General features: G+C 65.5%; 11 protein-coding genes and 1 riboswitch. All 11 genes read right to left on the reverse strand.

All coding sequences use genetic code 11. The features are described 5' to 3' along the window. Positions 1-27 precede the first annotated feature (27 nt). Positions 28-1,770: a dipeptide ABC transporter ATP-binding protein gene (locus tag IEV67_RS07520; protein ID WP_188435969.1), complete on the reverse strand. Its 1,743-nt coding sequence runs from the start codon at positions 1,768-1,770 to the stop codon at positions 28-30. Beyond that, complete coding sequence (locus IEV67_RS07525; protein ID WP_188435970.1) at positions 1,767-2,720, reverse strand: ABC transporter permease; 954 nt, start codon at positions 2,718-2,720, stop codon at positions 1,767-1,769. The genes IEV67_RS07520 and IEV67_RS07525 overlap by 4 nt, the downstream gene beginning before the upstream one ends. Next, positions 2,710-3,639 (reverse strand): ABC transporter permease, encoded by a 930-nt coding sequence (locus IEV67_RS07530; protein ID WP_188435971.1) that lies wholly within the window; start codon positions 3,637-3,639, stop codon positions 2,710-2,712. Before IEV67_RS07530 ends, IEV67_RS07525 begins: the two co-directional genes overlap by 11 nt. 67 nt (positions 3,640-3,706) lie before the next feature. After that, the gene (locus IEV67_RS07535) at positions 3,707-5,332 is read right to left on the reverse strand and encodes a peptide ABC transporter substrate-binding protein (RefSeq protein ID WP_229702886.1); all 1,626 of its coding nucleotides are present in this window, start codon (positions 5,330-5,332) and stop codon (positions 3,707-3,709) included. 142 nt (positions 5,333-5,474) lie between these two features. Beyond that, positions 5,475-8,360 (reverse strand): aminomethyl-transferring glycine dehydrogenase, encoded by a 2,886-nt coding sequence (gene gcvP / locus IEV67_RS07540; RefSeq protein WP_229702960.1) that lies wholly within the window; start codon positions 8,358-8,360, stop codon positions 5,475-5,477. A 61-nt stretch (positions 8,361-8,421) separates the two neighbouring features. Further along, a complete protein-coding gene (gene gcvH / locus IEV67_RS07545; protein WP_188435973.1) occupies positions 8,422-8,799 on the reverse strand; it encodes a glycine cleavage system protein GcvH in 378 nt (125 codons plus the stop codon). After that, positions 8,796-9,980: a glycine cleavage system aminomethyltransferase GcvT gene (locus IEV67_RS07550; RefSeq protein WP_188435974.1), complete on the reverse strand. Its 1,185-nt coding sequence runs from the start codon at positions 9,978-9,980 to the stop codon at positions 8,796-8,798. Before IEV67_RS07550 ends, gcvH begins: the two co-directional genes overlap by 4 nt. A 227-nt stretch (positions 9,981-10,207) precedes the next feature. Beyond that, a riboswitch (glycine riboswitch) is annotated at positions 10,208-10,303 on the reverse strand. A 28-nt stretch (positions 10,304-10,331) separates the two neighbouring features. Further along, positions 10,332-11,165 (reverse strand): ATP-binding cassette domain-containing protein, encoded by an 834-nt coding sequence (locus IEV67_RS07555; protein ID WP_188435975.1) that lies wholly within the window; start codon positions 11,163-11,165, stop codon positions 10,332-10,334. Then, the gene (locus IEV67_RS07560; RefSeq protein ID WP_229702888.1) at positions 11,162-12,034 is read right to left on the reverse strand and encodes an ABC transporter ATP-binding protein; all 873 of its coding nucleotides are present in this window, start codon (positions 12,032-12,034) and stop codon (positions 11,162-11,164) included. Before IEV67_RS07560 ends, IEV67_RS07555 begins: the two co-directional genes overlap by 4 nt. Beyond that, positions 12,031-13,026 (reverse strand): ABC transporter permease, encoded by a 996-nt coding sequence (locus IEV67_RS07565; RefSeq protein ID WP_188435976.1) that lies wholly within the window; start codon positions 13,024-13,026, stop codon positions 12,031-12,033. The genes IEV67_RS07560 and IEV67_RS07565 overlap by 4 nt, the downstream gene beginning before the upstream one ends. Further along, the gene (locus IEV67_RS07570; RefSeq protein WP_188435977.1) at positions 13,019-14,014 is read right to left on the reverse strand and encodes an ABC transporter permease; all 996 of its coding nucleotides are present in this window, start codon (positions 14,012-14,014) and stop codon (positions 13,019-13,021) included. The genes IEV67_RS07565 and IEV67_RS07570 overlap by 8 nt, the downstream gene beginning before the upstream one ends. Positions 14,015-14,026 lie beyond the last annotated feature (12 nt).

Genomic DNA, 14,026 nt, shown 5'->3' on the forward strand with positions numbered 1-14,026 from the left:
TCGGCGTGGTGTTGTCGATTCGACGAGTCAGCCGGCACCCAGGGTGATCGACGCGCCGGGGATCGCGCTCAACAGTCGCTCGGTGTACTCCTGCTGCGGGTTCGCGAAGATGTCGTCGACCGTGCCCTGCTCGACGATTCGGCCGGCCTCCATGACGCACACGTGGTCGGCGATCACACGAACGACTGCGAGGTCGTGCGTGATGAACAGGTACGTGAGATTCAGCTCGGACTGCAGATCGGCGAGCAGTGCGAGCACCTGCGCCTGCACCAGCACGTCCAACGCGGACACCGCCTCGTCCAGCACGACGATCTCGGGCTTGAGCGCCAGCGCGCGTGCCACTGCGACACGCTGCCGCTGGCCACCGGAGAGCTCGTTCGGATAGCGATCCACGACGCTCGCCGGCAGCGCCACCTGATCGAGCACCTCGAGCACACGGGCTCGCCGTGACGCGACGTCTCCCACCCCGTGCACGCGCAGCGGCTCGGCCACCGTGTTGCCGATGTTGTGCAGCGGGTCCAGCGATCCGTACGGGTCCTGGAAAACTGGTTGCATCTGCCGGCGCATCGCCTGCAGCTCCGACCGGTTCAGGGTGTCGGTGTCGCGGCCGTTGACGAGGATCGATCCGGCGGTCTTGCGCTCCAGGCGCAGCAGCAGCTTCGCCGCCGTCGACTTGCCCGAACCGGACTCGCCGACGATCGCCATCGTCGATCCCTTGGGAACCTGGAAGGAGATGTCATCGACTGCCGTGAAGCGGGTCGAGCTGAAGCCCGTGCCACGGATCTTGAAGACCTTCGTCACACCACGGAACTCGATCGCCGGTTCCGCATTCTCCGAAACGGGATGCACAGCCGCAGCCGAGACTGCGGCGAGGTCGGCCGCTCCCGCGGTGTCGGTGATCTCGATCAGGTCACCCGAAGCACCGGAGACCTCCCCGCTGGACACGGCCTGGATTCGCTTCGAGGCGATGCTCGGCGCCGCCGAGACCAGTCGCTGCGTGTACGGATGCTGCGGATTCTGCAGGATCTCCAGAGCGGGCCCCGACTCCACGATGCGCCCGCGGTGCATCACGACGAGGTTCTCGGCGCGCTCTGCGGCGAGTCCGAGGTCGTGGGTGATGAACAGCATCGCCGTGTTGCGTTCCGCCGCGAGCTTCTCGAGGTGGTCGAGGATCTTCTTCTGCACGGTGACGTCGAGCGCGCTGGTCGGCTCGTCGGCGATGAGCAGATCAGGATGCGACGACAGGCCGATCCCGATCAGCACACGCTGGCGCATCCCGCCGGAGAACTCGTGCGGGAACTGCCTCAGCCGAGTGTCCGCGTCGGCGAGCCCCGCTTCCTTGAGCACCTCGATCGCCCGCTTACGTGCGGCGCGGCGGTTGTCCGCGAGTCCGTTCGCGAGGATCGTCTCCTCGACCTGGAACCCGATGCGGTGCACGGGGTTGAGGCTGTTCATCGGGTCCTGCGGGACGAGTCCGATGAGCTTGCCTCGGACGTCCTCGATCTGAGAACGGTTCAGCTTCGTCAGATCGCGACCTTGGAAGTTCACGGCCCCGCCGGTCACCCGACCGCTGCCGGGCAGCAGGTTGATGATGGCGTGCGCGGTCGTCGATTTGCCTGAGCCCGACTCCCCCACGATCGCCATGGTCTCGCCAGGGTAGATGTCGAAGCTGACACCGCGCACGGCGGGCACGACACCATCCTGCGTACGGAACGCGACCTCGAGGTTCTGCACCGAGAGGAGCGGCACGTTCGGATCGTTGATGGTCATCGCAGTGCCCTCGCCTTCGGGTCGAGGGCGTCGCGCACCGTCTCTCCCAGCATGATGAACGACAGCACGGTCAGCGACAGCGCGATCGACGGATAGATGAGCGGCATGGGATCTGTGCGCAGACGGATCTGCGCCTGTGAGATGTCACTGCCCCACGAGACCACGTCACTCGGCAAGCCGACGCCGAGGAAGGACAGCGTCGCCTCCGCGGTGATGGCTGCGGCGAGACCGATCGTGCTCACCACGATCACGGGTGCGATCGAGTTGGGCAATACGTGCGTGAACATCGTGCGGACGCGTGAGACCCCGAGCGCTTCGGATGCCATCACGAAGTCGCTCGAGCGGACCCGCAGGATCTCCGAGCGGAGGATGCGCGCGAGCGATGGCCAGCCGAAGAAGCCGATCGCGAGCGAGATCACCAGGATGTTCCGGTTGGCCAGGAACATCGACATGATGACCACGGCAGCGAGAACGTAAGGGATCGCGAAGAACATGTCGCCGATGCGCATGAGCAGCGAGTCGACCCAGCCGCCGAAAAACCCTGCGAACGCACCGATGACGATGCCCATCACAGCGATGATGATCGTGACGATCACGCCCACCGAGAGCGACGTGCTCGTCCCGTGGATGACACGGGAGTAGACGTCGCACCCCTGGAAGTCGAAACCGAGCGGATGCCCCGCCCGAGGATCGGCGTTGGAGTTCGCCAACTCGCACGCGTGGGGCGAGACCTGGACGAACAGCCCGGGGAACAGCGCCACCACGATGAGAAGGAACACGAACACCGCGGAGACCCAGAACATCCAGCGGCCCCGCAGATCGCGCCAGGCGTCGAGCCAGAGGTTGCTCTTGCGCTCGTTCACGCGCACCGCATCGACGGCGCCGAGTCCTCCTTCGTCGAGTTCGGCGACGTAGTGCGCCATCCGGCGCACGGGGATCTCATTTGACATAGCGAATCCTCGGGTCCAGCACGCCGTACAGAAGGTCGATCAACAGGTTGACCAGCACGTAGATGACGACGAGCACGGTGACGATCGAGACGATCTCCGGAGCATCGTGTCTTTGGATCGCACCGAACAGCTCATTGCCGACCCCCGGGACGTTGAAGATGCCCTCCGTGACCGTGGCACCGACGATCAGGATCCCGAAGTCGGCGGCGAGATTCGTGGTCACCGGGATCAACGAGTTGCGCAGCACATGCACGGGGATCACGCGCCGAGTGGGGAGCCCCTTGCCGAATGCCATGCGCACGAAGTCCTGTTGGCGGGTCTCGATGACCGACGCCCGCGTGAGACGCACGACGTAGGCGAAGTTCAACGCCGCGAGAACTATCGCCGGGAGTAAGAGGTCTTCCCATGGCACGCCCCTGCTGACGGTGGGCCGGAAGATCCCCAGTTGGATGCCGAGGAAGAACTGCGCGATGAACGCGAGCACGAACACGGGAAGAGAGATGAGGACCAGGCTGATCAGCATCGAGACGTGGTCGAAGGCACTGTTCTTGCGAAGGCCGGCGATGAGGCCGACCGCGACGCCGAACACGAGCTGCAGTACAATCGCGAGAAGCGCGAGCCGCAGCGTCACCGGGAAGGTTCGCAGCAGGATGTCGTTCACTTCTTGACCGCGGAACGTGGTGCCCAGGTCGCCCCGGAAGAGGTCGCCGAGGTAGATCAGGTAGCGGGTGAAGAAGGGCTGATCGAGGTGGTACTCGGCCTGCAGGGCCGCGTACTGCGCGTCAGTCGGCGTCTTGTCGCCGAACAGGGCGAGGATCGGATCGCCGGGTAGCAGGAAGACCATCGAGAAGATCAGGAAGGTCGCCCCGAGGAACACGGGTATCGCCTGAAGCAGGCGTCGAAGGATGTATCCAGTCATAGCGTGCACCCGACCGCGCGGTGCGGAGCATCGCCCCACACCGCGCGTTCAGGACATTGCCTACGAGTTATTCGGCCTTCGTGATCTGGTACACGATCGGCCAGCTGTCCCAGCCGTACTCGACGTTGTCGACCAGGGTGGAGAAACCGGCGTTCGTGGAGCGGTACCAGAGCGGGAGGACGGGAAGGTCTGCGAACAGGACTTCCTGCGCCTGGTCGAAGAGCTTCTGGCCTTCTTCGACCGACGGCGCCGTTGCGCCCTCCTGCACGAGCTTGTCGTACTCGGGGTCCGAGTAGTCGCCGTCGTTGGAGCCTGCACCTGTGATGAACAGCGCGCCCAGGATGTTGTAGGCACCCGGGTAGTCGAACTGCCACCCAGAACGCGTCGCGGCATTCAGCGTGCGGTTCTTGATCTCTTCACGAAGCGTGGCGAGGTCAGGGAAAGACTGACCTGCAGCATCGATGCCGAGCGTGTTCTTCAACTGGTTGGAGACTGCGTCGACCCACGGCTGGTGGCCGCCGTCGGCGTTGTACGCGATCGTGAACGTGCCGCTCCACGGCGAGATGGCGTCGGCCTGTGCCCACAGGTCCTTGGCCTTCGCAGCATCCGCGTGCGTGACCTCGGAACCGGCGAGGGAGTCGTTCCATCCTTCGATGACCGGCGACGTGTAGTCGACGGCCGGTGTCCTGGTGCCCTCGAAGATCACGTCGGTGATCTCTTCGCGGTCGATCGCGTAGGAGATCGCCTGGCGACGCAGGAGACCTTCTTCGTCGTTCGCGAAGTGATCGAGGCGGGCCGGAATCGTCAGGCCTTCCCAGATCGCGGCGGGCTGGTCGACAGCGTTCTCGCCCAGGTCGTCCTTGTACGTGGCCAGTGCCGACGGCGGAACGCCGGGGTTGATCACGTCGAGGTTGTCGGAGAGCAGGTCGGCGTACGCCGCCTCGCCCGTGCCGTAGCTGACGAGGTCGACCCCGCCGTTCTGCGCGGCGCGAGGACCGTCATAGGACTCGTTGGGGACGAGCGAGATGACCTGGTCGTGCTCCCAGTTGTCGAGCTTGTACGGGCCGTTGCCGACCGGGGCCGCACCGAACGCCTCCGGGTCGTCGAAGAACGACTCGGGCAGCGGCGAGAACACCTGGTATCCGAGCGAGATCGGGAAGTCCGACTGCGGAGCCGCGAGCTGGACCGTGAAGGTCGTGTCGTCGACGACCTCGAGGCTGAGGGAATCCTCGGCGACCGCATCGGCGCTGTAGCCCTCGAAGTTCGCGAACCACCACTGGTTCTCGAAAGCGGGGTCGGATGCCGCGTACTGCCAGGAGTTGACGAACGACTCGGCGGTGACAGGGGTGTCATCGCTGAAGGTCGTGCCTTCCTTGATCTTGATCGTCCAGAGCTGGTTGTCGTCGGATTCGATCGACTCGGCGACATCCATCGCCATGGCGCCGTCGGCTTCGTAGTAGACGAGCCCGGCGAAGATGTTCTGCAGTACGAGGCCGCCTCCGACCTCGTTCGTCACCGCCGGGATGAGCGGGTTCTGCGGCTCGTTACTCTGAACCGTGACGATTCCGGTGGATGCACCCGCGTCGCCACCGCCACTGCCGTCGCCACCGCCACCAGATGCGCAGCCTGCGAGGGCGATGACGCCCGCCGCCAGCATCCCCACGCCCGCGAGGGCGATCCTGTTTCGCTTCACGTTGTCCTCCTGTGGACATGTAGAAGTGCAAACCCGTGTTCGGGTCGCAGATGTGTCGAGAATAACCCGGACGGACTCCGATTGACGCCGTGTGTTAATCAACCGTTACTGAGTGGTGACCTTCGTGAAACACGGATTTCTGCTAGGCGAAAGCCTCGATCGGCGGGCAGGCGCATACGAGATTGCGGTCGCCGTAGGCCTGATCGATCCGACGCACGGGTGGCCAATACTTGCCGGCGACGAGCGAATGCACCGGATATGCCGCATCCTCGCGAGTGTATGCGTGCGTCCACTCCCCAGAGATCAGGGAGACCGCCGTGTGCGGTGCGTTCACGAGCGGATTGTCATCGGCAGGCCAGCGACCGGATGCCACGGCATCCGCCTCGCCCTTGATCATGATCATCGCCTCGATGAACCGATCGATCTCGCCGAGGTCCTCCGACTCGGTCGGCTCGACCATGAGGGTGCCAGGCACGGGGAACGACATGGTCGGGGCATGGAATCCGTAATCGATGAGGCGCTTGGCGACATCGTCGACCGTGATTCCGGTCGCTTCCTTCAGCGGCCGAAGATCCAGGATGCATTCGTGCGCCACCCGGTCGTCCTCACCCGTGTAGAGCACCGGGAAGTGATCGCGCAGGCGCGCGGCGATGTAATTCGCCGACAGGACGGCCGCCGCAGTCGCGTCCCGAAGACCGGCGGCTCCCATCATGCGCACGTACGACCAGGAGATCGGCAGGATTCCGGCGGAGCCATACGGTGCAGCCGAAACCGCTCCCCCGGCGAACTCGTATCCGCCGGCATGCGTCGCGCGCTGCGCGAGGGGGTGAGACGGCAGGTGCGGTGCGAGGTGCGCCTTGGCCGCCACCGGACCGATGCCGGGGCCGCCGCCGCCGTGCGGGATCGCGAACGTCTTGTGCAGGTTCAGGTGCGACACATCGCCGCCGAGATCACCGAAGCGCGCATAGCCGAGCAGCGCGTTGAGGTTCGCGCCGTCGACGTACACCTGGCCACCCGCGTCGTGCACCGCGGAGGTGATCTCCACGACGTCGTGCTCGTACACGCCGTGCGTGGACGGGTACGTGATCATGAGGGCGGCGATCTCTTCGGCGTGCGACGCGATCTTCGCGCGCAGGTCGTCGAGGTCGACGTTGCCGAGCTCGTCGCACGCGACGACGACGACCTTCATGCCCGCGAGCACGGCGGATGCCGCGTTCGTGCCGTGCGCCGACGACGGGATCAGGCACACGGTGCGGTGGGCGTCGCCGTTCGCGAGGTGGTAGCCGCGGATCGCGAGGAGTCCGGCGAGCTCGCCCTGCGAGCCGGCGTTCGGCTGCAGCGAGACGGCATCGTATCCGGTGACCTCGGCGAGCCAGCTCTCGAGCTGGTCGATCATCTCGAGGTAGCCCTCGACGTCGGATGCCGGGGCGAAGGGGTGGATCTGCGCGAACTCCGGCCACGTGATCGACGCCATCTCGGTCGCCGCGTTCAGCTTCATCGTGCACGAGCCCAGCGGGATCATGCCACGATCGAGCGCGTAGTCGCGGTCGGCCAGACTCTTCAGGTACCGCATCATCGCCGTCTCACTGTGATGCACGTGGAAGACGGGATGCGTGAGGTATTCGTCGGTGCGGTGGAGTGACGCCGGGAGGGCGTTGGCTTCGACTCGCTCTGCTCGCTCAGCCCGTTTCGTCTCGCTTTGCTCGCTCAACGACCCGCGAAGGTTCGCCCGCGCGGAGCCGAAGGCGGACGCCTTCGCCCCGAACATCACTGCGATGTCGTGGATCTCGTCTGCTGTGGTCGTCTCATCGAGCGAGATTCCCACCGTGTCGTCATCCACCAATCGGAGCAGGATCTCAAGCCCGTCATGAGCAAAGCGGACCTTTTCTGCGGCTTCACCCGGCACTCGTACCTGAAGCGTGTCGAAGAACGCATCGTGCGCGACCTCGACGCCAGCCTCGACGAGGCGATCGCGCAGCGCCGCGGCCTTGGATGCGACGTCTCCCGCGATCCGACGCAGGCCGTCAGGCCCGTGATAGACCGCGTACATCGCCGCCATGACGGCGAGCAGCACCTGTGCCGTGCAGATGTTCGAGGTCGCCTTCTCGCGACGGATGTGCTGTTCCCTCGTCTGCAGGGAGAGCCGGTACGCGGGCTTGCCGTCGGCATCCACCGAGACGCCGACCAGGCGGCCGGGGAGTTGGCGCTCCAGCCCTTGTCGAACGGCCATGTAGCCGGCGTGCGGGCCACCGAAGCCCATCGGCACGCCGAAGCGCTGTGTGGTGCCGACCGCGACGTCGGCCCCGAGCGAGCCGGGTGAAGAGATCAGCGTCAACGCGAGCAGGTCGGCCGCGACGACCGCGAGGCCGCCGGCGACGTGCGCGTCGTCGATCACGGCGCTCGGATCCCAGACGAGACCGGATGCCGCGGGGTACTGCACGAACACGCCGAAGAGCTCATCCGGCAGAGCCTCGCCTCCGGCGAGATCGCGTTCGACGAGATCGATGTCGAGTGCTGCCGCACGGGTGGACAGCAGTGCCTTGGTCTGCGGGAACGCACCGGCATCCACCACGAACACGTTCGTCTTCGCCTTCGAGGCGCGCCTGGCCAGCAGCATCCCCTCGGCCACGGCCGTGGACTCATCGAGCATCGAGGCGTTCGCCGTCGACAGGCCCGTGAGGTCGGCGACCATCGTCTGGAAGTTGATCAGAGCCTCGAGCCGGCCCTGCGAGATCTCGGGCTGGTACGGCGTGTACGCCGTGTACCAGGACGGATTCTCGAGCACGTTGCGCTGGATCACGCTGGGCGTCAGCGTGCCGTAATAGCCGAGTCCGATCATCGAGCGGCTCACGCGGTTACGGGAGGCGAAGGCCCGGAGCTCGGCGAGCGCCTCGGCCTCGGTGGCGGCCGGCGGGATGATCGACGCGTCGGAGGCGTCGGTGTAGATCGACGTCGGCACTGCGCCGCGCATCAGCTTCTCGAGCGAGGTGGATGGGTCGGAGGTGTCGACGCCGAGGGCGTCCAGCATGACGCGCTGGGTCTCGGCGGTCGTCCCGATGTGACGATCGGAGAAGGAGCTCACTGCGGAATCAACCCTCCGTCAGCGCGACGTACGCGGCACGGTCGAGAAGGCCGTCGGCCGCGTCATCCGCGATCGAGACCTTGATGAGCCAGCCGCCCTCGAAGGGGGCTGCGTTGACGAGCGAGGGGTCATCGACCACGGCGTCGTTGATCTCGACTACGGTTCCGGCGACGGGAGCGTACAACTCACCCACCGACTTCGTCGACTCGATCTCGCCGACGACCGTGCCGGCGGCGATCTCCGTGCCGACTTCTGGGAGTTCGACGAACACGACGTCACCGAGCTTCTCGGCGGCGAAGTCGGTGATGCCGATCGTCGCGACGCCGTCGGCGATGTCGAGCCACTCGTGCTCTTCGGTGTACGAGAGTGCGTTCAGATCAGTCATTTCTTCCTCCGGTAGAAAGGCAGTGCGGTCACGGTCGCGGGGATTTTCGTGCCCCGCACATCAAGGAATACGGCTGTCCCGGTTTCCGCGGAATCAGGATCGATGTAGGCCATCGCGATCGGATGGCCGAGTGTTGGGCTGAGTGCTCCGCTGGTGATCTCACCCAGCGCTGTGCCGTCCTCGGCGACGACGGCGTAACCGGCACGTCCGGCCCGCTTGCCCTCGGCTGCGAGTCCGACGAGCACTGGTGCGTCCTCGGTAGGCGCCACGGCATCCTTGCCGATGAAGTCGGCCTTGTCGGATGCCACGACCCGGCCGAGACCGGCCTGCGCGGGTTTGATCTCCCGCGACAGTTCATGGCCGTACAGCGGCATGCCCGCTTCGAGTCGCAGCGTGTCTCGCGCCGCGAGGCCCGCGGCAACGATGCCGTGCGTCTCACCTGCCGCGAGGACCTCGTCCCAGAGCGCGACGGCGTCCTCACTGCGCACGAGCAGCTCGAAGCCGTCCTCACCGGTGTACCCGGTACGTGCGATCAGCAGCGGTGCGCCGAGGAAGAAGGCGTCGGTCCACGCGTAGTACTTCTGATCCGACCACGGGATGCTGACATCGGTGATGCCGGCGGTCGCCGCCGCGATGGCCTCGGAGGCCGGCCCCTGAACGGCGAGCAGTGCGTAGGAATCGGAGACGTCCTCCACGTCGACGCCCCGGTCGCCGAGGAAGCCGGCGAAGCTGCGGTCCTCCCCCTCGGCGCGCGGGGGAAGCTCCCGCTCGATCCGCGAGGGGAAGGATCTCACGCGGGAGGCGAACGCCGCATCGACGAAACCCCGGTTGCCGGCATTCGCGATAACCAGGAACCGGTCCTCCGCGAGCCGGTAGACGATGACGTCATCGATGATGCCGCCGTCTTCGGCGAGCACGAGCGAGTACTTCGCCTTGCCGATCGCCATCGTGGAGAGGCGCCCTGCGAGCGAGTAATCGAGGAACTCGGCGGCGAAATCTCCGGTGACGAGGAACTCCGCCATGTGCGAGATGTCGAAGAGACCTGCGGCCTGGCGCACGGCGTGATGCTCGGCGAGGTCGGATGTGTAGCGCACCGGCATCTGCCAGCCGCCGAAGTCGGTGAAGGACGCGCCGAGCGACTCGTGTCGCTCACGCAGCGGGGTGAAGCGGGCCTCGGTCATGGAGTTCTCCCGGATGGATCGGAAGGATGCCGTACGGAATGCACGGTATCCGAGAACTCCCCCTCTGTCATGGGCCTGAGAGTTTCGCCCGTGCGCATGACACAGAGCTTTCACCGTCGGCGGATATCTCGCGGAGGTCGTCTCACCAGGTTTCGACTCGGGGCTGCTGCGCAGCGCCTCGCTCAACCCGATTTCTTGCTTCGCTCGAAATCGCTTTTCAGAGTGGCCTGACCGGCGCGGTACGCGGTACCTGAGAGATTGGCGGGGAGGCTTGCTCCTTCGGTGCCCGGCTGTGATCACCGGGGCTCTCCCGCACGGGTCGTGGGGCCTGTCTTCAGTTATGCGTTCAGCTTAGCGTGCAAGCTCGGCCCGCACCTCGTCGCGCAGCCTCCCGAAGTTCTCCGGCTCTGGTGCCGCAGCCAGCAGCGTCTTCGTGTACTCGTGCTGCGGGTTCCGGATGACCTCATCCGCCGGCCCGCGTTCGACGATGTCACCCCGATACATAACGAGGATCTCGTCGCTGAAGTGCCGCGCCGTCGCCAGATCGTGCGTGATGTAGAGCACGCCGAGCTGCTCTTCGCGCTGCAGCTCTGCGAGCAGATTCAGCACGCCGAGGCGTATCGAGACATCGAGCATCGACACCGGCTCATCGGCCACGATGAATCGAGCGCCAGGGGCCAGCGCTCGAGCGATGGCAACGCGCTGGCGCTGGCCGCCAGACAGCTCATGCGGCCGGCGCTCGGCGAAGCTCTCAGCCGGCGACAAGCGGACGCGCTCCAGCAGTTCCAGCGCCTTCCCCCGTACCTCACCGGCCGAGAGCCCGCGATTGTGGATCCGCAACGGCCGCTCCAGGTGATGGATGATCGTGTGGAACGGATTGAGCGAGGCGAACGGATCCTGGAACACCATCTGCACATCCGAGCGGTACCGCTCCAGCGCCCGACCGGCGTCTCCGCTGCGTGTGCCGTCGAGGAGGATCTCCCCCGATGTGGGGGTCTCGAGCTTCATCAGCATCCGAGCGATCGTCGATTTGCCGCTGCCCGATTCCCCGACGAGGGCCACGGTCTTACCGGGCTCGAGCGTGAATGAGACGTCCTTCACCGCGTGCAGGATCGTTGTCTTCAGACCGGACCTCAGCCGGAAGTCCTTGACGAGGCTCCGCGCCTCGAGAGTGCGTACGCTCATCGCTGCTCCTCCGTGACACCGGATCGTACGAATCCTCCGCGTTCACCGTGCAGACTCGGGAAGCTCGACAGCAGCTTCCTCGTGTACGCGTGCTGCGGAGTGCGGTAGATCTCCTCCGCCGTCCCCTGCTCGACGATCTCACCCTGCAGCATCACCGCGATGCGGTCGCTGATCTCGATCAGCATCGGCAGGTCGTGCGTGATGAAGATGACGGCGAAACCAAGGCGCTCGCGCAGCCGCATGATCTCCCGGATGATGCCGCGCTGCACGACCACGTCGAGCGCTGTGGTCGGCTCATCCATGATCATCACCTGCGGGTCGAGGGCGAGCGCCATCGCGATCATGACCCTCTGCCGCATGCCGCCGGAGAGCTCGTGCGGGAAGCTCGACAGGCGTGCCGGATCGACCCCGACAAGGCCCAGCAGCTCCTCAGCGCGCTCGGTCTTGGCGCGCCTGCTCATTCCAGGGCGATGCGTGTCGAAGACATCGAAGATCTGCGCCTTCACGCTGATCACCGGGTTCAGCGAGTTCATCGCGCCCTGGAACACCATCGAGATCTTGTCCCAGCGGAAAGCGCGCAGCTGATCATTCCGCAAACCGATGATGTCGATGTCGTCACCGCCGCGGTCATGGAACGTGATCTCGCCCGAGGTCATCAGCGCTGGCGCCTTGAGCAGGCGGTTGAGTCCGTATGCGAGCGTCGTCTTCCCACATCCGGACTCTCCCGCGAGCCCGAGGATCTCGCCGCGGTGCAGGGTGAGCGAGACGTTGCGCACGGCCTTAACAGGTGGATCCACCTCGTACTCGATCGACACGTCGCGTGCGGTCAGCACTGCTTCTGATGTGTGCACGGCATCGGGGGCGATCACGCGATGACTCCCTTCGTCTTGGCGGCTTTGCGCACGCGGCGCGCGGCTTCCGGCACGCCCCGCAGCTTGGGGTTGATGATCTCGTCGATCGAGAAGTTGATCAAGGACAGGCCGCAGCCCAGCAGCGCGATCAGCACGCCGGGCGGCACGAACCACCACCACGCACCGGTCCCGAGAGCCTGACCCGATTGGGCGTCATTGAGGATCGTGCCCCAGGTGATGGAGTCGGTCGCACCGAGACCGAGGTACGACAGCCCCGCCTCACCGAGGATCGCGAAGATGATCGCGAACAGGAACTGTGCGGCCAGCAGCGGCAGAAGGTTGGGCATGATCTCGACGAGGATGACGCGGAACGACTTCTCGCCCGCGACCTTCGCCGCGTACACGTAATCCCGGCTGCGCAGCGACCGCGCCTGCGTGCGCAGCACGACAGCGGAACCCGCCCAGGAGGTGATGCCGAGCACGATCGCGACCAGCATCCAACTGCGGCTGCTGAAGTACGTCGCGATCACCATCGCGAGTGGGAGCCCCGGAATGACGAGCATGATGTTCGTCACGAGAGAGAGGATCTCATCGCGCCAACCACCGACGTAGCCGGCGAGGATGCCGAAGAAGAGCGACAGCACGACAGCGATGCCGCCGGCCGTGATGCCGACGAGGAGTGACCCCTGCGTGCCATGCGCCAACTGCGCGAACACGTCGTAGCCGAGTTTGCTCGTGCCGAGCAGATGCTCGAGGCTCGGGGGCTCGAGCGCGGGATTCTGCGAGTTGCGCGGGTTCTGGGTGAAGAGCGGACCGAGGATGCCGAACAGCACGATCGCACCGACCAGCACGAGTCCGACGACGAGCTTGGCCGACATCCTCGGCAGGATCGAGCGGAATCCGCCCCTGCTCCGCCTCTGCGTGACGAGGGCGACGGTGTCCGGTGGGATCGGCGTCGGCCCGGTGCGCGGGAGCTCGGACTTCTCGGAGGTCACGGTGGTCTCAGACATTGTGGCGCGCTCTCGGGTCGATGTAGCCGTACACGAGATCCATGACGAAGTTCGCCGCGAGCACAGTGATCGTGATCACCAGGAACACGCCCTGCATCAGCGCGTAGTCGCTGTTCTGCACTGCCTGGAACATGAGTTTTCCGATCCCGGGATAGGTGAACACCTGCTCCATCACGATCGAACCCGCGACAACGAATCCGAGCGTGATCGCGAAACCCGCGATCGAGGGGATCGCCGCATTGCGCGCGGCGTACATGGTGAGGATGCGACGCGGCCGCAGGCCTTTGGCCTCTGCCGTGGTGACGTAGTCCTCGGCCATCGTGGAGACCATCATGTTGCGCATCCCGAACAGCCAGCCGCCGACCGAGCTCAGCACGATGGTGAGCGCGGGGAGGAAGGCATGGGTGACAGCATCCGTGAAGAACGCCCACGTCCACTCGGGCCCGCGCGGGAAATCGAACACGCTGTACCCGCCGATGATCGGGAACGCTCCGAGGCCCACAGCGAACACGGCGACGAGCACGAGAGCCAGCCAGAAGTACGGGATGGACTGCAGGATCGTCGTCGCCGGGATGAGGTGATCGACCCACGTGCCGCGCTTCCATCCGGCCCAGGCCCCCAGCGCGATGCCGAGGATGAACGAGATGACCGTCGCGACGCCGACGAGGATGATCGTCCACGGCAGCGCCTGGCTGATCAGCTCGGCCACCGGGGTCGGATACTTGGTGACCGAGATTCCCAGGTCGCCTTGCAGCATCCGCCCCCAGTAGCCGAGGTACTGCTCCCACATCGACGAGTCATCAGAGCCGAGCAGCAGTTTGATGTTGCGGATCGTCGTCTCCGAGATCTCGCCGCCATTGCGCTGCAGTTTGGCGATCATGATGTCGGCGGGGTCACCGGGCATCAACCGAGGAAGCAGGAAGTTGAGAGATATCGTCGCCCACAGCGTGATGATGTAGAAACCGATCCTGCGGCCGTAGAACTTCATGTCCTCAACTTC

It is taken from the genome of Microbacterium murale (assembly GCF_014635185.1).
In the GTDB taxonomy this organism is placed as follows: domain Bacteria; phylum Actinomycetota; class Actinomycetes; order Actinomycetales; family Microbacteriaceae; genus Microbacterium; species Microbacterium murale.